This is a genomic window from Cytobacillus pseudoceanisediminis (assembly GCF_023516215.1).
Classification (GTDB): Bacteria; Bacillota; Bacilli; order Bacillales; family Cytobacillaceae; genus Cytobacillus; species Cytobacillus pseudoceanisediminis.
Genome location: NZ_CP097349.1, coordinates 2,891,476 through 2,912,139 on the forward strand (window position 1 = coordinate 2,891,476; position 20,664 = coordinate 2,912,139).

Here is a 20,664-nt window from a genome sequence, read left to right on the forward strand (position 1 = left end):
TGAAATTTTTTCTTCAACCGCTTTCATTTTCCTCGAAATCTTCAATAATGATTTCAAGAAAATGCTTAAGAATTCTGGCAGTGAGCCCCCAAATAACCTTATCCTCAAAAAAGTAAAATACTTCTTCTACTTTCCTTGTCTGCCAATTGTAATTTTCACCTCCGGCAATCAAGTCAAAAGGAAAATTTTCTTCGGGCTCTACTTTAAAATTCACGTGATACGTTTCCGGCTTTACTCTTTTTAGAAAGGAAAGAGGCACGGTAAAAACTTCTTCTACTTCGTCAGGGTTTGGCACGATCTGGTCAGGATTATGGATAATGCCTGCATAAGGGTAAATAATTTGTCCGAAGGAAATCATGTAATCCAGCGGGGACACATCTGTGATGCTGTCTTCGTTTACACCAAGTTCCTCTGAGGTCTCACGGATAGCCGTATGCTCCTCATCCCTGTCTTCCGGATCTATTCTTCCCCCGGGGAAACAGACCTCCCCAGGCTGCCTTCTCATTGTAAGTGAACGCACCTCAAAAAGGACATGTGTTTCCTTATTTATCTCAACAAGCGGAAGCAAAATAGCGAATTTCGAAAATCGCTCACTCCCTAAAATGACTGGGGTCCTGTTACTTAACCTTTTAGCCAGTTTTTCAATCTCCATATACCCCCACCTCCAGCAGAAATTCCAATTTATTGGCTACATCTTTATCATACTGTATTTACTGTGTTTTATTAATTCATACGGCTTGTACCATGTAATGATACAGGACAGTCTAACTGTCCGCCCTTCAAAAGAAAAAGAAAGTTTCTCCTCCTGCAAATCAGGGGAAATAGAAAATATAATATGACATGAGGAGTGAAAATATGAAGAAAAATATATTAATAGGCGGGTATGCTACACAGGAAGAGCTACGAGAAGCTATTGAAGGGGCAGAGTCAAACGGGTATCAGAAAGACAACCTGGTGATTGTTTCAAAAGATGGAGCGAATCTTGAAAGCTTTGCAGACAATCATGGAGTGAACTTACGAATAGTCGGATCCCAGGAGCTCGGCAATCAGCGCTTTCTTGATTCAGTGAAAGCCCTTTTTATGGGAGAAGATCCAGCCACAAGTTCAGGAATGGATCCTGATAAAAAAGATGGTATACGGTTTGATGAACATGACCTGGATAAATACGCAAGTATGGTGTTTGATGGAAAATATGTCTTAATCGCGGATTACTACGGAAACTATCCCACTACCCAGAAAGGCAATCAGAGGGTCAGTGCTGAAGACTCAGAAGGGTACCTCGAAAGCGCTTCAGCACGGGAAGTTGTCCATGAAACAGATATCAAAACACTGGCAGATAAATCCGGTAGCTCATGTGCTGCCGATAATCAGGAATTTACTCGTGTTCATGTTTCACCAAAGTCTGAAGTTGTGAAAACCAGTGCTGAATTAAACTGGGATAATCGGCTTACAAAGGAAAGGCACAAATAGCAAAGGGCCCCCGTGTGGGGTCTTTTTTCCCGAATAAAAAAGAGAGGTTCCCCTCTCTTAAGCATACTTCTTCTTATCTTCCTCCTGTTTGAAGAAACTCTTCATCGCATGGAATACATCTGCTTTTTGCTTAAGGATATAATAGCGGAAATCCTCATTTTTAATATTTTTATAGGCTGACATCAAGGTCGAGTGGCGGTTATACTGGTTGACCTCACCGTACCCGAACATATTGGACACCTTCATAAGATCTTCCACCAGCTTAACACAGCGGGCATTGTCAGAGGTCAGGTTATCACCGTCTGAGAAGTGGAAAGGGTAAATGTTATATTTGCGCGGGTCGTATTTGACATCAATCAGTTCAAGCGCTTTACGGTAGGCAGATGAACAAATGGTTCCCCCGCTTTCTCCTTTTGAGAAGAAGTCCTCTTCTGAGACCACCTTTGCTTCAGTATGATGGGCAATAAATTCTATCTCGACTGTCTCATATTTGGTCCTCAGGAACCGGGTCATCCAGAAGAAAAAGCTTCTGGCCATATACTTTTCCCAAATCCCCATCGATCCGCTCGTATCCATCATTGCAAGCACGACAGCCTTTGAATCAGGCTTTACAATTTCATTCCAGGTCTTGAACTTCAAATCTTCCTTATAAATTGGGTGGAAAGCTGCCTTTCCATTCATTGCATTCCGCTTGAATGCCGACATCATGGTCCGTTTCTTATCAATATTGCCCATTAATCCAGTCTTTCTGATATCATTAAATTCAATGTCCTCTACCAGATTTTCATCCTGCTCTTTTCTTTTTAAATTAGGCAATTCCAATTGTTTAAATAAAGCTTCTTCAATTTCCATCAATGATACTTCTGCTTCAAAATAATCCTCGCCTGCCTGGTCGCCTGCCCCTTGCCCTTTTCCGGGTCCTTTCTGGCTGCCGGATCCGTCACGTGCCACTACATCTCCAATCTGGCTATCTCCATCGCCTTGGCCGACATGTTTGTTTTTATCATAGTTATAACGGATTTTGTATTCATCCAAAGAGCGAATTGGAATCTTCACTACTTCCCGCCCATTCGACATTACAATGTTTTCTTCCGTTATTAAATCAGGCAAATTGTTGCGGATTGCTTCCTGGACTTTATCCTGATGACGCTGCTGGTCATCATAGCCTTTGCGATGGAGGGACCAATCTTCTTGGGAAATCACAAACTGATGGTTATTGACATTCGTCATGTTAACCCCTCCTTTTAAATTAAATTTCACACATTACAGCTTTCCAACATACAATATCGCGAGTGTCAAAAAATGATGAAACATCCCCAATTCAGCAGTCTGCCTTCTTTTCATAGACTCATTTCCTGGCAGCAAATTAATTATTAATGCACCAATACAAAGAAATGTTTATTACTCTATCATATGCGAGAAGACAAAATAATTTACAAATAATTTTGACAATAAGACATTCGCATCATCTTTTAGACAAGCCCATTTTTTAATATGGGGATTTGCCTAATTAAACAAAAATGAACCTCCGCTTTTAGCGAAGGTTCTTGTCCTTGTTTTTATGCTGAATGGGATCGGGATATTTATCATAATCCTCTTTTAATTCTTTATTGGTCCGCAAATTTTCCATCTGCTTTCCCAGGTTTTCCATTTCTTCAATATTTTCTGCCATTGAGCTGTTTCTCGGTGTATAATTCTTATCTAATTCTTTCTTTTTCATGAATATCACCTCTGCTGTATTTATACCCCCAATTGGGCATATCTAAACTTTTAGGCAGAATCTGCTGCATAAAAATGGCCAAGCGAAAATAGGATTATACTAAAAGGGGGGATTTTTATGAGCGAAATCCTTTGCTGCGGCTGGTGTGGTGAATTATCACTGTATGATCGGACAGTTTATCTTGAAAACAAGCCAATTTGTCCTGAATGCCAGAAAAAAGAAAGAAGCTGCACAAAATATAGAGAAAAATAGATGAAGGGGCTTTCGGGCCTCTTTTTTTATATGGGGTATTTTTCCTGGAATCTATCATTTTTAATTCATTTTGCGGTTTGCTTTCCGATTCTGACTTTTTCTTGATTGCGACGCTTCTTCAATTATTTGCGCTGATACATTTGATTTTTGCGCTGTAACCCGTGTTATTTGCGCCTTCCTCATTCTTTATTGCCTCTAGTATCATAATTACGCCGATATCCAGCTGATTTGCGCTGCCCAATTTGATTTTTGTGCTGTAACCCATGTCATTACGCCTTCCCTATTCTTTATCGCGTTCTCTTCTGCCATGATTGCTCCTGAACTTATTTGCGCCCCTCCTAATTCAGCTCCTTATTCATCCGCAAAAAAAGCCTGGCAGCTATCCTGCCAGGCTTTTTTTAACGATTCAGCAAGCTTCCAACATAGCGGAGCAGTTCGTTTGCTGATGTTGAGTTATAGCCATGTTCGTCAATTAATCTTGCTACAACTTCATTCACCTTCTTCAGCTGCTGCTCATCAGGCGTTTTTGAAGATGTGGTGATCTTCACGACATCTTTCAGGTCAGCGAAAAGCTTCTTCTGGATAGCTTCACGCAGACGGTCATGCGAATTATAGTCAAAGCGCTTGCCTTTTCTTGCGTAAGCTGAGATGCGGATGAGGATTTCCTCCTGAATGCTTTCTTCGCATTCTCGGAGATGCCGATCTGCTCTTCGATTGAGCGCATCAGTTTTTCATCCGGACTGATTTCCTCACCGGTTAATGGGTCGCGAAGCTTCGCTTTATTGCAGTATGCTTCAACATTATCAAGATAGTTTTCCATAAGCGTTTTTGCAGATTCTTCATAAGAGTAAACAAATGCCTTTTGTACTTCTTTCTTCGCAATATCATCATATTCTTTGCGGGCCAGAGAAATAAAGTTCAGGTATCTTTCCTTCAGTTCTGGAGTAATGGATGGATGCTGATCCAACCCTTCTTTAAGCGACCGTAATACATCCAGCGCATTGATGCTCGTAATATTTTTACGGATGATTGTAGAAGAGATCCTGTTGATAACATAACGCGGGTCAATACCGCTCATGCCTTCATCTGCATGCTCTTTTTTCAATTCCTCCACATCAGCCCTGTTATAGCCTTCAACGCTCTCTCCATCATACAAACGCATTTTCTTAACTAAATCTATATCGCCTTTTTTCGGATCCTTCATGCGGGTTAAAATCGTAAACATCGCTGCAACCCTCAGGGTATGAGGTGCAATGTGCACATTGGAAACATCGCTTTCTCGGATCATTTTATCGTAAATCTTCTCTTCCTCTGAAACCTTTAAATTATATGGGATTGGCATAACGATAATCCTTGAGTGCAGAGCTTCATTCTTTTTATTAGAAATGAATGAACGGTACTCTGTTTCATTCGTGTGAGCAACAATTAGCTCATCCGCTGATATCAAGGCGAAGCGCCCTGCTTTAAAGTTGCCTTCCTGAGTCAGGGACAATAAATGCCATAAAAATTTCTCGTCGCACTTCAGCATTTCTTGGAATTCCATCATCCCTCGGTTTGCTTTATTTAGTTCCCCATCGAAACGATAGGCACGAGGATCTGATTCTGAACCATATTCAGCAATGGTTGAAAAGTCAATGCTTCCAGTCAGATCAGCAATATCCTGGGATTTTGGATCTGATGGGCTGAAAGTTCCAATTCCCACCCTGCGGTCTTCTGAGAAAATGATTCTTTCAATTAAAACATCTTCTATACGGCCGCCATACTCCTGTTCGAGACGCATACTATTCAATGGCGAGAGGTTTCCTTCAATTCTTATTCCATATTCATCATGAAAGTCTTTACGGAGGTGATGCGGGATTAAATGAAGCGGATCTTCATGCATTGGACAGCCCTTAATAGCATAGACCGCTCCCCTATCAGCGTGAGAATATTGCTCTAAACCTCTCTTTAGCATTGTCACTAAAGTTGATTTACCGCCGCTGACCGGCCCCATTAATAAAAGAATCCTTTTGCGGACATCGAGGCGTTTGGCAGCAGGATGGAAATACTCTTCTACCAGCCTTTCCAATGCTTCTTCTAATCCAAAGAGCTGATTGCTGAAAAATTGATATCTTTTTTGCCCCTTCACTTCTTCGACACCGGCATCCTTAATCATATTATATACCCGTGAATGTGCTGACTGGGCAACCCATGGCTTCTCTTTAACAATTTCTAAATACTCTCCAAAAGTCCCTTCCCATTTAAGCTTTTCTTCCTCGTGTCTGTACATCTCAATTTTTTTAGAATATCCATAAGGACCTCCCCTGTCGCATTATCAGAGACGATTAATATACTCTATGCGCCCCGGCAATCGAACATGCGTAAACTATTGAGAGTTTGGTTTGTACTTTTTATGGGGAATAATTATAAGGAACACTTTGCTGCGGGATCTAACTGTAAAAAAAACTCCATACTTTTCATTCACAGTTATTCATTTTTGGGCTATAATAAGCTTATATTTACAAGCTTGCCTATTGATATACCGCTAAAGGAGGATTACATATACATGGGTACAATTATTATTATCGGTGTAATGGTTGCTTTCCTTGCTGCTATTTTCGCTGCTGGTTATGATGACAAGCCAGGCGTAAGCAAAATAAGCTGCTGATCATTCAGCAGCTTTTCTCTAATTTCGAACACAGGCTCTTGGTTATAGCCCTACCTCAAATCCATCTTTTTCTTCTGTACAAAATCCTTCATATACATTCGTGTCTGCTTTTCAAGCATGCCGGCGATTTGACCAGTCCACGTGTCATTCCGCTTGCCGCCCGTACGCTCATCATAGTACTCGGAAATGATTTTATTATACACTTCCAGCTCTTCGCGGTAGGCAGTTTCATCCTGCTTATATTCATTTTCATGGTATATGTGCTGAAGAGGAAGCCTTGGCTTTTTATCGTTCTTTTTGGAAGGATAGCCAACAGCCAGTCCAAACAAAGGAATTACGCGATCCGGTGTTTTTAAAAGTTCAGCTACACCTTCAAGATTGTTTCTTATTCCGCCAATATAGCATATTCCCAATCCCAGCGATTCAGCAGCAACCGCAGCATTCTGTGCAGCCAATGCTGCATCAATGACAGCCACCATAAATTTCTCTGTGCTTTCAATGGAGGGAATTACATTGATATTTTCCATTTGTCCCATTACTTCATGACGATGCAGATCAGCACAAAATACGAAAAAGTGGCCATTTTCTGCTACATAATTCTGGTTGCCTGCAAATTCAGCAAGTTTCGCTTTCTTCACTTTATCGGTAATACCGATTATTGAATAGGCTTGAACAAAACTTGAGGTGGACGCAGCTTGAGCAGAAAGTACAATCGTTTCTATCTGTTCTTTGGACAGAGGCCTATCTTCAAAATTCCGCACGGAGCGATGGTCCATCAGCAAATTGATCACTTCATTCATCACAACTCATCCTTTCCATATATACTTTTTCATTTTACCCAGAAAGGAAAGTATTCTCCAAAGGAAAAGGCCCGAAAAATACCAGGCCAGCTGTTTCCTATTTTAAATGCAAGTAATCCTGCTGCCGCAGTGCTTCATAAACAAGAATGGCTGCAGTGTTGGATAAGTTAAGCGAACGGACTTTATCGTTCATTGGAACCCTTAATGCGCGTTCTTTGTTGATTTCAATGATATTCTTCGGAAGGCCCGTCGTTTCTTTGCCGAAAATAAAATAATAATCCTTCCCGACATTGCTGTAATCGAAAGTGGAATGCGGCTTGGTGCCATACTTCGTTAAGTAGAAGTATTCACCGCCTTCGCTGCTATTAAAGAAATCGTCCAATGATTCATGATAGACGATCTTTACAAATTGCCAATAATCCAAGCCTGCACGCTTCAGCATTTTATCATCTGTCGAGAAGCCAAGCGGCCGGATCAGATGCAATGTCGTATCAGTAGCCGCACAAGTACGGGCTATATTACCAGTGTTGGCCGGAATTTCCGGCTGATATAATACTACATGCAACCCCACTTTTTTCACCTCTAAATTAAATCTGCATGTGTTATTATATCATTTTGAAATCACCTTACAAATTACTGGTCATCAATTATAGACAAAAATTTATATTTAATATTCGGTGTATAGGCTGTTGAATCTTCATAAGCCCAATAACGCATTCGGCTGTTATAAGTATGGGCATTGACCAGGGGCATTCCTGAGGCATCTTTTCCCGTCACGATCGTTGTATGGTCAAATCGCCCGTCTCCCTGAAAATCATAGCAAATAACATCTCCAATTAAGAGCTGATCCGGACTGGAGACTTCCTCCGCTCTTAACCCCGAATTCGAACTCGGCAGATACCATCGCAATGAATTCGCTACCGTCCAGCTGTAGCTCCAATTTCCGCTTCTCATCCACCATCCTTTTCCGCGGTTAGGATACCCTCTCATCGGGCCGCCGCCTACATGAAGGCACTGTGAAATATAATTGGTGCAATCCACTTCAAATTTTTTATAAGCCGGATTATAGCTGTTCCACCATTTTTCTGCATACTGCACTGCTTTCATGCGGTCATACTCATATACAAGCCTTTCTTCCTCTCCATATTCATGGTCTGGAGACGCTTCATCTTTTTGAATCTCATTAAAAGGGTTTTTCTCCCGATCCTCGACGAACACTCCTTTATAAAAGTCGGCTGTTCGCTCTTCAATTTCTTCTTCCATATAGAACACGCCTTTTTGCTTAATTAAATATCTAAAGTGAACTCTGTATTCAACCTGCTTCACGTCATCCTTCTCCCCGCCGACCTTGATCACTTTTCCGGTTGCCTGGGCTTTAACAATCTCACCGGACCGGGCGGTAAGAGATTCTTTCTTCTTTTCAATCTTAGGGCAGGTATGAATTGAACTTCTTGAATGGGAAACGCACTGCTGCACTCTTTTTATTAACAGCTCCTGAAGCTGGTCCCTCACGCATCTCACTCCTCTCCTATTCAATACATATGAGAGAAAGCAGAGGACTTTGCTTAATTTTTCGTGCAATATAACAGTAAGTCAGCCGGACTGAACAGTTTCTCTGCATTTGAATTTTACTCTTTGCATATTGTTGGACTGAGGAAAAATTAGAATTTTTCATAAAAATGGCATAGAAAAAGAGGGAGATTCCTCCCTCATCATTTCTCAATAAAACTTAAACCTTTTTCAATCTCAGCAATGGCCTCTCCGTCTTTTTCCTGCTGCAAAGCCTTTTCCAGGGCAGCTAATGATTTCTCACCGCCAATTTTCCCAAGTGCCCAGGCAGCCGTTCCACGGATCACCGGCCGAGGATCTTCTGTCATGACTTTAATCAGATCTTCTACAGCTGTTTCGTCTTTGTAGTGAGCCAAGGCGATAATGGCATTTCGCTGGATCGGCTTTTTCCCTCTCCAGGAGCCTGAAACCGGACCATATTTTTCTTTAAATTCACGGTTGCTGATAAATAAAAGCGGCCTTAAAAGCGGCTTTGCCACTTCCGGATCCGGCTCCATCTCTTCGTGCAGATGAAAATCCTTGCCTTTATTTTCAGGGCATACGGTTTGACAGGTATCACACCCATAAAGTCTGTTACCCAGTTTTTCTCTATACGGCTCAGCAAGAAAGCCTTTTGTCTGTGTCAGAAACGCGATGCACTTCTGTGCATCAAGCTGACCTCCCTGAATTAAAGCACCAGTCGGACAGACGTCTACACATTTATTGCAGCTGCCGCATCTGTCTTCCATTGGTTTATCCGGCTCAAATGGCAGATTCGTAATCATTTCTCCTAGATAGACATACGATCCGAATTCCGGTGTAATGATGGAACAGTTTTTTCCGCTCCAGCCAATTCCGGCACGCTGCGCTACGGCCCGATCCACAAGCTCACCTGTATCCACCATGGATTTGCATAACGCCTCAGGTATTCTTGACTGAATGAATCCCTCAAGTTTCTGTAGACGTTCCCTCAAGATATGATGATAGTCTTTACCCCATGAAGCGCGGCAGAAAATGCCTCTTCTCTCACCTCTTTTGCTGACCACTCTGACCTTCATTTTGGAAGGGTAAGCAACAGCTATTGAGATAATGGATTTGGGCTTGTCCAATAGGAGGCTGGGATTCACTCTCTTCTCAATATCGGGCTCTTCAAATCCAGATTGATATTGAAGTTCCTGCTGGCGAATCAGTCTATTTTTCATCTCATCAAAAGTGCTGGCTGCTGTAAAACCGATTTTATCTATGCCAATTGTTTTACTGTATTCAATCACTTCCTGCTTGAATTGGGCAAAATCCATTGTATAACCTCCTTTCATGAAAAATTGATTTATATGAAAGTCTTTAATTTATTGAATCACCGCTTATTATGATAAACTATTTTAAAGTAATTTTGGAGGTGGAAAGCTTGGAAATTACGTTTGCTCCCGAGTTGTGCAGGTTAATTCCCCAATTTAAAATTGGATTCATTACATATAAAAATATAGAAGTCGGACAATCTCCTCAAATGGTAAAGGGCAGACTCCAATTATTTCAGGAATCAATTTATTTTGACTTAGAGGACAAGAGTGTTACAGAATATGAAGGGATCAAAGAATGGAGACAGATTTTCAAAACAGCAGGCAAGGATCCAAATCGGTACCGCCACTCTGCAGAAGCACTGTACCGAAGAATTAAGAAACAAAATTATCTGCAGCCGGTCAACAGCTCCATAGATATTAACAACTTCTTTTCCCTCGAATATCAAATACCGATTGGCGTGTATGACGCAGATAAGCTTTCAGGCAATCTGTCTATCAGGTTAGGCAAAGAAGGCGAAGAATATAACGGTCTAAACGGAAGACCCAACTCACTTGCCAATTTAATTATTAGTGAAGATGCGGCAGGGCCATTTGGCAGTCCGTTTGTCGACTCTGAGAGGACAGCGGTGACGGAACAGACTAAAAATGCCGTTCAAATCGTTTATTTGCGCCCTTCTCTGGAAATGGAAAAGGCTGAAAAAATGGTTGAGTCCCTAATGAACATGTACTCTCAAGTGCATGGTGGAGAAGGAACCTTTAAGGTAATTGGATGTTAAACAAGTTTATTAAAAATCGAGTGGAATCCGCGGAGGCCACCCGATTTTTTTGCTCAATAGCCAAAGAAAATGAAAAAACGCAATACCTCGTTCTTTTTGAACGAAACACTGCGTTGGCTATGTATGGAGCGGGTGAAGGGAATCGAACCCTCATCATCAGCTTGGAAGGCTGAGGTTTTACCACTAAACTACACCCGCATTTATATGAAGTTACTGACTACTGTTTTTTCCCGTACTTGCATGCCTCTTCCTCTAAAAGCTTTTTCATGGAAGCCTATGCGTCGAGGCAACTCGGAGATGATTCATGGATGTGTTGGCTCGTGGCTGAGGTTTTACCACTAAACTACACCCGCATTTGTGTATTTATATTTAATCAGTAATGAAATTATGCCTAAATCCAATGTCGATTTTTATCTACAGCAAAATAAACATTGTGTCGAATCAACTATTTAATAATACTAAATTCAGCCGGAATGGTCAACCCCAATTGAGAAAATTGTCGAAAATACAGGAAAGGATTTAAAATCCTTCCCTGCTAAGAATGTTACACCCACCACATTTCTGAAGGCTGTTCTTCAATTAAGATCGACTTAAGGTTCCTGACTGCCCTTGTAAATCCTTCTTCTATAGACATAAGCGGATCTTCATGCTCAATGCTGACAACATAATCATACCCAAATGTTCGCAAAGCGCTCATCATATCCGACCATTCCTGCAGGCCGTGTCCGCACCCGACTGACCTGAATGTCCACGCTCTGGTCTGGACATTTCCATACGGCTGCATATCTGTTAAACCGTACATATTAACATTTTCCTGGTCAATATAGGTATCTTTTGCATGAAAATGATGAATGGCATTTTCTTTTCCCAAAATCTTTATTGCTGCCACAGGGTCGATTCCCTGCCACCATAAATGGCTTGGGTCCAGATTGGCACCAATGGCATCACAGGTTTCTTCCCTTAATTTTAGAAGTGTATAAGGAGTATGCACAAGGAATCCGCCATGAAGTTCAAGACCAATTTTCACATTATGGTCTTTTGCAAATTGCCCGGCTTTCTTCCAGTAAGGAATGAGTTTCTCCTCCCATTGCCATTTCAGCACTTCTCCATACTCATTCGGCCATGGAGCAACCGGCCAATTCGGATGCTCGGCCCCTTCCCCATCACCTGCAGTGCCTGAAAAACAGTTAACAACCGGAACATTCATTAAGCTGGCTAACCTAATCGTGTCATATAACACGCGGTCCGATTCCTCTGCAAATGCTCTATCAGGGGAAATCGGATTGCCATGGCAGCTGAATGCGCTGATTTCAAGACCTCTTGATAAAATCTTTTTCAGATAATCAGCCCGAAGTTCTTTACTTTCTAATAGCTCGTTCAGGCTGCAGTGAGCGTTTCCGGGATAAGCCCCGTTCCGATTTCAACAGCCTTAAGACCTGCAGCTGCCACATGATCAAGCATTTCTTCAAAATTCTTCTCAGCAAATAAAACGGTAAATACGCCGAGCTTCATAAAATCCCCTCCTCGCTTCTAAAGTATTTCTCTTCTGCCCATTTCACTGCTTTTATAAATCGCATCAATAATTCTGGTTGTCTGCAGTGCTTCTTCTGCTTTAACTATGAATTCTTCCCTCCCCAAACAGCTGTCAATAAAGTTCCGTGCCTGCGCCAAAGCATAGTCATCCTCCCCGGCAGCCATTCTGAGCGTGTATTAAGGAGCATTCCATGTTTGGATTGGTTCAAACTGAATGGGAATAAATCAATTCCTCCACCCTGCCCTGAAAGGCTGAGGCTTTCATCATCCCGTTCGATATTGGCCGACCATGAGGTTTCAAAAAGCAGGGATGCCCCATTGGCAAATTTTATATAAGCTGTCACATGGTCATCGACATTAAAGGATTGATGGTCAAAACTTCCCCATAGATTCACCTGCTCAGGCATTCTGCTCAATGTATTATAAGCTGTACCGGAAACCCCGGTTTCCTCCGGGTTTCCCAGAAGCCAAAGCGAGAGGTCAAGCAAGTGGCATCCATAATCAATCAAACTTCCTCCGCCCTGAAGTTCCTTATTGGTGAAAACACCCCATCCCGGCACCTTTCTTCTTCTCATTGCCCGTGCTCTGGCGGCAAATGGAAGACCAATTTCATCTTCTGAAATGAGTTTTTTGGCAGCCTGAGCCTCTTTCATAAACCGGTAGTGGTAGGCAATGGCCAAAACCTTTCCCGACCTGTCTCTGGCTTCTATCATTTTCCTGCATTCTTCTGCTGTCATGGCCATCGGCTTCTCACACAACACATGCAGCCCGGCATCCAGTGCAGCAGCCGTAATCTCAGCATGAAACTTATTCGGTGTACAAATAACTACGGCATCTGTTTCACTGAATACTTCTTTATAATCCGTAAAAACGCTGCTAATTCCAAACTTCCTTGCAGCCAATTTTGCAGTATCCTCATTCACATCGCAAATAGCTGTTATGGAAGCACTATCCGATAATTTTAGTAAAACGGGAATATGCCTGGACTGGGCTATTCCGCCAGCACCAATAATCCCGATCCGAAGTTTCTTCATTGATGCACCTCACTTAATTCTGACAATCTGCTTTGTTTCGCTCGACTCCAGCGCAGCAAGTATCACTTGGAGCGACTTCATTCCCTCAGAACCAGGAATCGCAGGCTCCTTTTCATTTAAGATGCTTTCAAGAAAATGATCAATGACGCCTGAATTCTTTTGTCCTCCTTCTTCATTTGTCTGAATCCCGCCAAGTTCGTACTTCACTGTTTCACCATTTGCATACTGAACAATGAGAGAATTCACCGGATCATCTTCTAATCTCAAAATTGCCTTTTCTCCATAAATAATTGTGGAATTGTCTTCTTTTGAGACATAAGACCAGCTTGCAGCCAATGTACCGATTACACCGCTTTCCGTTTTTAAAACGCATACCGCTGTATCATCGACATCAGCACCCATCTTGGCACTTGTCTCTACGAATGCTCCTGCCTCAGCAAACTCTTCTCCCAGCAGATAACGCAGCAAGTCGGTCTTATGTACACCAAGGTCGCCCATGGCGCCAATAAAAGCCTGATCTTTTTTGAAGAACCAGCTTTCTTTGCCATCTGCACTCCATCCCTCTGGCCCGCCGTGGCCAAAAGCCGTCCGGAAACTATAGATTTTTCCAGCTTCACCTTTTGCAATCAATTCCTTTGCTTTTTTATGAGATGGAACAAAGCGCTGATTATGAGCAATCATTAATTTCTTTCCATTCTTACTGGCTGCTTCAATCATGTCCTGTGCCTCTTCCATAGAAGTTGCCATAGGCTTTTCACATAGTACATGCTTGCCGGCGTTTAATGCTGCAGCTGATATGGGAGCATGCAGATAATTCGGGGTGCAGACACTCACTGCATCTATATCCTTATTAGCCAGCAATTCTCTATAATCGGTGTACACCTGCGCCCCGTACAACCCGGCAAACACATTTGCACGCTCTTCATTAATATCACATACCGCTGCAATGACAGCCCCGCTGCTTGCATGATATTCAGGCATATGCCGATGCTTGGCTATACTTCCGCAGCCAATTATTCCAATTTTGAGTTTTTTCATCTTAATTCTCCACTCCTTCTTGACTCACTCTGATTCTCTCCAATGGCTTCGCATTTCCATAGACCGGTACGGGAAGATCAGTTGGTTTAGCCCACTTAACAGCATTTTTAATAACCTGCTGAACGTCCTTATGATAATAAGTTGGATACGTTTCATGTCCTGGGCGAAAATAAAAGATTTTCCCTTTTCCGCGCCTGTATGTACAGCCGCTCCGGAAAACTTCCCCGCCTTCAAACCAGCTCACCATTACAAGTTCATCCGGTGCAGGGATATCAAAATGTTCCCCATACATTTCTTCTTTTTCAAGTTCAATATATTCTCCAAGTCCTTCTGCAATGGGATGGCTCGGGTCTACAATCCAAATCCGTTCCTTTTCATCCGCTTCTCTCCACTTTAAATCACAGGATGTTCCCATCAATGCTTTAAAAATCTTAGAAAAATGGCCGGAATGCAGGACAATCAGCCCCATTCCATCCAGCACTCTTTGTTTTACTTTTTCAGCGATTGCATCCTCAACTTCCCCATGCGCGAGATGCCCCCACCAGACCAAAACGTCTGTTTCCTGTAAAACAGCATCACTAAGTCCATGCTGAGGCTCATCCAATGTAGCTGTCTTTACTTTATAATCTTCTTCATTTAAAAAGTCTGCAATGGCACCGTGAATACCATCCGGATAGACAGACCTTACCTTTTCATCCTTTTGTTCATGACGATTCTCATTCCAGACAAGCACGTTGATCATAATCTTCCTCCTTCTGTTAATTCATGCTTCGATATTCATTTGGGGAAATCCCCTCTGTCTTTTTAAAGACTTTGCTAAAGTACTTTTCATCCTGATAGCCGACCTGGAAAGCAATTTCATAGATTTTCAGTTTAGGGTTCTGCAGAAGCTCTTTTGCCTTGTTCATTCGGACATTCGTAATAAAATCCGTTATGGTAGCCTGATATTCATGTTTAAACTTCCTGGAAATGTACTCCCTGCTTAAATAAAATCTGTCTGCAATTTCCTGCAGGTTAATATCCTTGTTATAGCTTTCCAGCAAAAACTGTTCTATTTGCTGAATCACATTCATCTCCCCGCCATGCTCCTTCTGGCATTCCTCTGGAGGACTCTGCTGTTTCCATTCATTTATGGCTTTCTCCAGGGTTTCATTCAATATTTCAGGATCAATAGGCTTCAAAATATAATCAAAGCTTTTATAACAGATGGCATTCCTCATATAGTCAAAATCATCATATCCGCTGACGACAATCGTCTTGCTGGATAGATCCGAAGAATGAATCCATTTTAAAAGGCTTATGCCATCTCTCTTTGGCATGCTCATATCAGTGAATATGATTTCCGGGCGATGCTCTTTAATCAGCTTTATGGCCTCATTTCCATCTACCGCCTCCAGGATTGTGTCAATTCCAAAGCGGCTCCAATCCGCAAGAAGCAACAAGCCTTCCCTCACATGTTTTTCATCATCCACAATAATTGCTTTCATCTTATCCACCTTCCATCCTTTTTGGAAGTTTAATAGAAACAAGCAGCCCGCCGCGCTCAAGATTCTTAAGCTGCAGGTATGCACGATTGCCATAATAGAGTTTTAACCGGGTGTAAACATTCTTCAGTCCGATATTCGTTAACTCAACCTTTTGCCCTATCCTGTCATTCATCAAATGCAATCGGATTTCCTCCAGCCTGCTCTCAGAAACGCCGCTGCCATTATCCCCGATCAGAATATCCAGATAAAATTCATCCTGTCTGCAGGTGATACTAACCTCTCCTGTTTTTTCCCGTGCATCAAAGCCATGCTTAAAATAATTCTCCACTATGGGCTGTAAAATCATTTTCGGCACAGGAAACCCCAATGCTTCTTCATCAAGCTGAAAACTGAACTGAAGCTGGTCACCGAACCGCTCTTTTTGCAGCAGGAGATAGGACTTGGTATGTTCGATCTCTTTTTGAAGAGGAACCATATCCTCCTCCATATTCATGCTGTATCGCATGATTTTAGAAAGGCGGGTAACAGACGAATAAATCTGCGGACCCTGATTTTTTAATGCCGCTGTTCCGATGGACTGCAATGCGTTATATAAAAAATGCGGATTAACCTGGGACTGCAGAACCTTTAGCTGATTGGTCTTGTTCTCAAGCTGAAGTTTATACTCCCGATTGATCAAATCATTTATTTTATCGATCATTTGTTTAAATCGATCACCGAGATAGCCAATCTCATCATTGCCAAAAGATTGAAAACGGACATTAAGGTTTCCTTTTTCAACCTGATCAATATATTTCAGCAGGATTCTGATTGGTGAAGTGATTCTAACAGAGATAAATAGAGTGGCAAGAATAACCAGGATGAGTCCGATTACGCCAAACATGATATTGATTTTCGCCACGCTGAATGCACTTTCATATAAAGTGGTATATGGGACACGCTTAACAAGATACCAGCCGCCAGAATTTTGCGATAATTGATCGTATATCATGACGCCGTTGAATGAACCTTCTTTCCATTCAACCGTGCCATTAACTTTATTTGTACTCATTACCCAATCTATCCAATCAGTCGTTTTAGTATCTTCATCAGTTTCATCAGTTGAATGGTAGATCAATTCCCCTTCAGGAGATATAATATAGAATTCTTCATTTTCCTCCGAGTAAAGATTACGGCTGATATTGGTTATTTGATCTGGTGAGAACTCCAGTGAGATATATGCCAATATATCATCTGATGGAATATTGATTAAAGATCTGTGAAGCGTTATTACATTTTTAGGCTTTTTGTCCTCAGGCTCCTTTATCTTATGAATAGGCTCAAGATACATATTGCTTGGACTTTCTTTTGCTTTTAGGTAAAATTCCTGATTGGCATTTGTCAGCTTCTTTGAAAAAATAACTGTAGAGCGCCTGGAAGCTGTTATAAGACGATCTTCCTTTGCAACAGCAATGTTGACCCTTTTAATATTTTCTTCTGCATACAGTATGGTAGAAATTACATTTCTTACAGCTTCCACTGCCTGATAATTATTTTCCTTTTGGGGATCTTTTAAAAAGTTTATTAAACCTGGATTATTGTAAAGGGATAGTGTTAATCCATCCAGCTCATTTATGTAACCCTCCAGGTTCACTTTTCCTTGATATAATAGGTTGCTATTTTCCTTGATGGCCTGGTCTTTCAATGATTCCGCTGTATGATAATAAGTGATGATTATAGACGCCCCAAATGGAACGATCGTTGCTACCATCAATAGAACAATCAGTTTATTCCTAATGCTCTTTTTGAACATGTACATCCCCCGCTGCTTTGTCTTTTACAATAGTATAAAGCGAACTTCCCTTTTGGGGATGCCTTTTTGCTATGGGGTTTTGCTTATCATTAAAATATAAAACAGAAAGCATATCTTCCGCAGACATGCTTCCTGTTTAACCAAATTTATTTCAAATTATCCCAGGATGCCTGGAAGCGTTCAACGAGCGTATCATAGTCGATCTTTCCTGCAGCGTATTCCTGGATTGTTGCAGCAAACTCTTTATTTGCACCATCAGGCCATCTGAACCATGTCCAAGGAACAGTTTTCTCTTCCTTAGAATACTCAAGAATATGCTGGCCAAGAGGCCCTAAACCGGTTGGCTCTATATTGTCGAAGGCAGGAATGAACGCAAACTCTTCTGTGATATAACGCTTTCCTGTTTCAGAAGAAACCATCCAGTCAAGGAATAATTTTGCTTCTTCAAGATGTTCTGAATTTTTATTAAGAACCCAGTTGTTCGGAACGCCTACTGGTAAACGGTCTGCTTCAGCTTCATCATCAGTCAGCGGAATTGGAAGGAATCCCATGTTAATTTCAGGGTCGATTTCAAGAATCATGTTTTCTGTCCAGTTTCCCTGCTGAAGCATAGCCGTTTTGCCGGAAGCAAATAGAGTCACTTGCGTATTGTAATCTGTTGTTAATGGATTTTCATTTCCGAAGTTTATTTCAGTATCAAGCACTTCTTTGAACTCTTTAAATTTATCATTGCCAATAATCTTTTCAGATCCGCTGTATAGGCCCTCAATAAATGCCACTGGATCTTCCTGCTGTGCAAATGGAATATTTAATAAATGCTGACCAATGACCCACCACTCTCCGTAACCGGCAGAGAAAGGAGTAATTCCTTTATCCTTTAGTTTTTCAGCAGCATCCTTCAATTCAGAAATCGTATTAGGCGGTTCAGTAATGCCTGCTTCTTCAAATAAATCCTTATTATAAATGAAACCGTATCCTTCAAGGTTTACAGGCATTCCATAAAGTTTTCCGTCTGTATCAGTCATTGGTACTTTTCCAATTGGAAGCACATGCTCTGCCCAAGGCTCATTTGAAAGATCTGCAAGATGCTCCTTCCAAAGCTCCAATTCTTTAAATCCGCCATTGTTAAAAATGTCAGGCTGTTCGCCGGATGCAAACTTTGCTTTTAATGCGGCACCATAATCAGCACCGCCGCCGACTGATTCAAGCTTTACTTTAATATTCGGATGCTCTTTTTCGAATTCACCGATCATTTCCTGAAGCTGATCGGCAATCTCCACTTTAAACTGGAACAAATTTAATGTTACCACTTCATCCTCATTCTTTGAATCATCCTTAGGCTTTTCGTCCCCTGAAGAGCTGGAAGAAGAACAGCCTGCCATAATGCCCGCCATCAGAACCAATGACAGCAGTAATAAAGCAAAGCGTTTCATTTTGTTTCCCCTGAATAATTTTTTATATAAACTTTAACAGCCCATATGGCCGCAAAAGTCTCTATAACTACTTGATGGAGCCTTGTGCAATGCCTTTAATAATATGCCTCTGCAGGAACAGGAAGAAAATAACGACCGGTGTAATGCCCATTACAAGGGCGGCCAGTCCCATGTCCCATTGCTTTGTATATTGTGCAAAGAATGAACTTGTGGCCAAAGGAATCGTCCTAAGTTCTGCATCCTGAAGCACAAGAAGCGGCAGCAGATAATCATTCCAGATCCATAATGTATTTAAAATAACAACCGTTACAGTGATTGGTTTTAGAAGCGGAAAAACAATTCTCCAAAAGACCCCAAACTGGCTGCACCCATCAATTCGGGCCGATTCTTCTATCTCTATTGGAACTGTTTTAATAAATCCGTGATACAGGAAAAGCGATAATGGTACACCAAAGCCAAAATACATAATGATGAGACCTGGTATGCTGTTTGTCAGATTCAGCGTGCCTCCCAGCTTCATCAGCGGTATCATGACCGTCTGGAATGGAATAACCATCGCAGAAACAAATAGGGCAAATAGGATTTTGCTGAATTTTCCCGGGGTTCGGACCATCTTCCAGGCAGCCATGGAACTAATGACAACAAGTCCAATATTGCTGATCACCGTAATTATAAGCGAGTTCCAGAAGGCCCGCGGGAAATTAATAATATCCCATACCTTCAAGTAATTGGAGAATAAAAACTCCTGCGGCCACGCTGCAGCATCAATCAAAATATCTGCAAAACCTTTTACAGAATTGATGATCACGAAATAAAAAGGTATGAGGAAAATGACTCCTAATACGATTCCGATAATCTCGAGCAGAAACGTAACCTTCGTATATCTGGGATTCATTATGCCTCAACCTCCCTTTTCTTGGTCATCATAACCTGAACCGTTGTAAAAATAGCCACAACAAGGAAGAACAGAATGGATTTCGCGGTACCAAGACCATACCGGTTATTTTGGAATGCTTCCTGATAAATATTAATCGCTACAGATTGTGTTGAATTAAAAGGACCTCCGCCTGTCAGTGAAATATTCAGATCGAAAATCTTAAAGGCCATTGAAATAGTTAAAAAGAAACAAATCGTAAACGCCGGCAAAATAAGTGGAATAATAATTTTCGTCAGAAGTGTCCAGCTTGATGCCCCATCGATCCTGGCAGCCTCCAGCAATGTCTGGTCAACCCCTGCAGCGCTGCAATATAAATAACCATCATATATCCGCTGATCTGCCAGGCAAACACAATTACAATCCCCCAGAATGCTGTTGTCTCATCCCCAAGCCATGGGAGCTTAAAAACGGACAGGTCTGTAAGATTTCCAATTGCCGCAAACCCTTTTACAAAAATAAACTGCCAGATGAACCCAAGCAATAATCCCCCGATAACATTAGGAATGAAAAACACAGTCCGCAATAAGTTCCTGGACTTCAATGCTGCGTTCAATAATAACGCAAGCCCAAAACCTAGTAAATTACTAATAATAACCGAAGCTAACATAAACTTGGTAGTAAAAATAAAGGAATCAAAAAACTTAGGATCATTCTTAAAGATCTTTAAATAATTTTCAAGTCCTACCCACTCAACCACAGAACTGACACCATTCCAGGAAGTAAAGGAATAATAAATACCCATCAAAAAAGGAATGATTTGAATCACCAGGAAAAAAATCAATGCCGGTCCTACAAAAGCACTGTATGTTAGCATTTTTTTCAGATTTGCTTTTTTCCTGGATACTGTTTTAACCTCTGAATTGACTGCTGCTTCCCCGACCTCAATCTTTGTCTCCAAA

16 protein-coding genes, 1 tRNA gene and 4 pseudogenes are annotated in these 20,664 nt (G+C 41.5%); 3 read left to right on the top strand and 18 right to left on the bottom strand.

Features of this window, described 5'->3' with window-relative positions; translation table 11 throughout:
* Positions 1 to 13: 13 nt before the first annotated feature.
* The gene (locus M5V91_RS15505; protein WP_019381367.1) at positions 14 to 652 is read right to left on the bottom strand and encodes an NUDIX hydrolase; all 639 of its coding nucleotides are present in this window, start codon (positions 650 to 652) and stop codon (positions 14 to 16) included.
* 203 nt (positions 653 to 855) lie between these two features.
* Between M5V91_RS15505 and M5V91_RS15510 the strand changes: the two genes are divergently transcribed.
* Positions 856 to 1,470, top strand: a complete 615-nt coding sequence (locus M5V91_RS15510; RefSeq protein ID WP_019381366.1) for a general stress protein — start codon at positions 856 to 858, stop codon at positions 1,468 to 1,470.
* A gap of 57 nt (positions 1,471 to 1,527) precedes the next feature.
* On the opposite strand, the gene yhbH is transcribed toward M5V91_RS15510, so the two are convergent.
* Positions 1,528 to 2,700, bottom strand: a complete 1,173-nt coding sequence (yhbH, locus tag M5V91_RS15515; RefSeq protein WP_019381365.1) for a sporulation protein YhbH — start codon at positions 2,698 to 2,700, stop codon at positions 1,528 to 1,530.
* A gap of 304 nt (positions 2,701 to 3,004) precedes the next feature.
* On the bottom strand, positions 3,005 to 3,190 hold the full coding sequence (locus tag M5V91_RS15520) for a hypothetical protein (protein WP_009331558.1): 186 nt from the start codon (positions 3,188 to 3,190) through the stop codon (positions 3,005 to 3,007).
* Between the two features lie 117 nt (positions 3,191 to 3,307).
* Here M5V91_RS15520 and M5V91_RS15525 point away from each other — a divergent pair, with 117 nt between their 5' ends.
* Complete coding sequence (locus M5V91_RS15525) at positions 3,308 to 3,442, top strand: hypothetical protein (RefSeq protein WP_284521337.1); 135 nt, start codon at positions 3,308 to 3,310, stop codon at positions 3,440 to 3,442.
* A 398-nt stretch (positions 3,443 to 3,840) separates the two neighbouring features.
* Here the strand turns inward: M5V91_RS15525 and M5V91_RS15530 are convergent.
* From M5V91_RS15530 to queG, 5 genes and pseudogenes are all read right to left on the bottom strand, one after another.
* Positions 3,841 to 5,711, bottom strand: a pseudogene (locus M5V91_RS15530) (PrkA family serine protein kinase).
* A 428-nt stretch (positions 5,712 to 6,139) separates the two neighbouring features.
* Positions 6,140 to 6,889 (bottom strand): oxygen-insensitive NADPH nitroreductase, encoded by a 750-nt coding sequence (gene nfsA, locus M5V91_RS15535; protein WP_251175759.1) that lies wholly within the window; start codon positions 6,887 to 6,889, stop codon positions 6,140 to 6,142.
* Positions 6,890 to 6,986: 97 nt separating this feature from the next.
* Complete coding sequence (gene trmL, locus M5V91_RS15540; protein ID WP_019381359.1) at positions 6,987 to 7,460, bottom strand: tRNA (uridine(34)/cytosine(34)/5-carboxymethylaminomethyluridine(34)-2'-O)-methyltransferase TrmL; 474 nt, start codon at positions 7,458 to 7,460, stop codon at positions 6,987 to 6,989.
* A 62-nt stretch (positions 7,461 to 7,522) separates the two neighbouring features.
* Positions 7,523 to 8,401: an amidase domain-containing protein gene (locus M5V91_RS15545; RefSeq protein WP_251175760.1), complete on the bottom strand. Its 879-nt coding sequence runs from the start codon at positions 8,399 to 8,401 to the stop codon at positions 7,523 to 7,525.
* Between the two features lie 200 nt (positions 8,402 to 8,601).
* Complete coding sequence (queG, locus tag M5V91_RS15550) at positions 8,602 to 9,735, bottom strand: tRNA epoxyqueuosine(34) reductase QueG (RefSeq protein WP_019381357.1); 1,134 nt, start codon at positions 9,733 to 9,735, stop codon at positions 8,602 to 8,604.
* A 107-nt stretch (positions 9,736 to 9,842) separates the two neighbouring features.
* Between queG and M5V91_RS15555 the strand changes: the two genes are divergently transcribed.
* Positions 9,843 to 10,511 carry a B3/B4 domain-containing protein gene (locus tag M5V91_RS15555; RefSeq protein ID WP_251175761.1) on the top strand — a complete coding sequence of 223 codons (669 nt, stop codon included), beginning with the start codon at positions 9,843 to 9,845 and terminating at the stop codon, positions 10,509 to 10,511.
* Positions 10,512 to 10,635: 124 nt separating this feature from the next.
* On the opposite strand, the gene M5V91_RS15560 is transcribed toward M5V91_RS15555, so the two are convergent.
* The 10 genes and pseudogenes from M5V91_RS15560 to M5V91_RS15605 all read right to left on the bottom strand — a co-directional run bounded on the left by M5V91_RS15560 (position 10,636) and on the right by M5V91_RS15605 (position 20,663).
* Positions 10,636 to 10,709, bottom strand: a tRNA-Gly gene (locus tag M5V91_RS15560).
* Between the two features lie 346 nt (positions 10,710 to 11,055).
* Positions 11,056 to 12,023, bottom strand: a pseudogene (locus M5V91_RS15565) (sugar phosphate isomerase/epimerase family protein).
* An 18-nt stretch (positions 12,024 to 12,041) separates the two neighbouring features.
* Positions 12,042 to 13,078 (bottom strand): annotated as a pseudogene (locus M5V91_RS15570) (Gfo/Idh/MocA family protein).
* A 9-nt stretch (positions 13,079 to 13,087) separates the two neighbouring features.
* Entirely contained in the window at positions 13,088 to 14,116 is a 1,029-nt protein-coding gene (locus M5V91_RS15575; RefSeq protein WP_251175762.1) for a Gfo/Idh/MocA family protein, read from the bottom strand.
* A gap of 1 nt (position 14,117) precedes the next feature.
* Complete coding sequence (locus M5V91_RS15580; RefSeq protein WP_251157550.1) at positions 14,118 to 14,858, bottom strand: ThuA domain-containing protein; 741 nt, start codon at positions 14,856 to 14,858, stop codon at positions 14,118 to 14,120.
* A gap of 16 nt (positions 14,859 to 14,874) precedes the next feature.
* Positions 14,875 to 15,603, bottom strand: a complete 729-nt coding sequence (locus tag M5V91_RS15585) for a response regulator transcription factor (RefSeq protein WP_009331570.1) — start codon at positions 15,601 to 15,603, stop codon at positions 14,875 to 14,877.
* A 1-nt stretch (position 15,604) separates the two neighbouring features.
* Positions 15,605 to 17,395, bottom strand: a complete 1,791-nt coding sequence (locus tag M5V91_RS15590) for a sensor histidine kinase (protein WP_251175763.1) — start codon at positions 17,393 to 17,395, stop codon at positions 15,605 to 15,607.
* Positions 17,396 to 17,541: 146 nt separating this feature from the next.
* A complete protein-coding gene (locus M5V91_RS15595; protein ID WP_009331572.1) occupies positions 17,542 to 18,828 on the bottom strand; it encodes an ABC transporter substrate-binding protein in 1,287 nt (428 codons plus the stop codon).
* Between the two features lie 67 nt (positions 18,829 to 18,895).
* Positions 18,896 to 19,723 (bottom strand): carbohydrate ABC transporter permease, encoded by an 828-nt coding sequence (locus M5V91_RS15600; RefSeq protein ID WP_019381349.1) that lies wholly within the window; start codon positions 19,721 to 19,723, stop codon positions 18,896 to 18,898.
* A pseudogene (locus M5V91_RS15605) lies at positions 19,723 to 20,663 on the bottom strand (carbohydrate ABC transporter permease). Before M5V91_RS15605 ends, M5V91_RS15600 begins: the two are co-directional and overlap by 1 nt.
* Position 20,664: the final 1 nt, after the last annotated feature.

Bases quoted from the DNA above. Each gene is read 5' to 3' on its own strand.
- M5V91_RS15580 (WP_251157550.1), bottom strand. From the start codon at position 14,858: ATGATCAACGTGCTTGTCTGGAATGAGAATCGTCATGAACAAAAGGAT.
- M5V91_RS15575 (WP_251175762.1), bottom strand. From the start codon at position 14,116: ATGAAAAAACTCAAAATTGGAATAATTGGCTGCGGAAGTATAGCCAAG.
- nfsA (WP_251175759.1), bottom strand. From the start codon at position 6,889: ATGAATGAAGTGATCAATTTGCTGATGGACCATCGCTCCGTGCGGAAT.
- M5V91_RS15600 (WP_019381349.1), bottom strand. From the start codon at position 19,723: ATGAATCCCAGATATACGAAGGTTACGTTTCTGCTCGAGATTATCGGA.
- M5V91_RS15525 (WP_284521337.1), top strand. From the start codon at position 3,308: ATGAGCGAAATCCTTTGCTGCGGCTGGTGTGGTGAATTATCACTGTAT.
- yhbH (WP_019381365.1), bottom strand. From the start codon at position 2,700: ATGACGAATGTCAATAACCATCAGTTTGTGATTTCCCAAGAAGATTGG.
- M5V91_RS15520 (WP_009331558.1), bottom strand. From the start codon at position 3,190: ATGAAAAAGAAAGAATTAGATAAGAATTATACACCGAGAAACAGCTCA.
- M5V91_RS15595 (WP_009331572.1), bottom strand. From the start codon at position 18,828: ATGAAACGCTTTGCTTTATTACTGCTGTCATTGGTTCTGATGGCGGGC.
- M5V91_RS15510 (WP_019381366.1), top strand. From the start codon at position 856: ATGAAGAAAAATATATTAATAGGCGGGTATGCTACACAGGAAGAGCTA.
- M5V91_RS15585 (WP_009331570.1), bottom strand. From the start codon at position 15,603: ATGAAAGCAATTATTGTGGATGATGAAAAACATGTGAGGGAAGGCTTG.
- queG (WP_019381357.1), bottom strand. From the start codon at position 9,735: ATGGATTTTGCCCAATTCAAGCAGGAAGTGATTGAATACAGTAAAACA.
- M5V91_RS15590 (WP_251175763.1), bottom strand. From the start codon at position 17,395: ATGTTCAAAAAGAGCATTAGGAATAAACTGATTGTTCTATTGATGGTA.
- M5V91_RS15505 (WP_019381367.1), bottom strand. From the start codon at position 652: ATGGAGATTGAAAAACTGGCTAAAAGGTTAAGTAACAGGACCCCAGTC.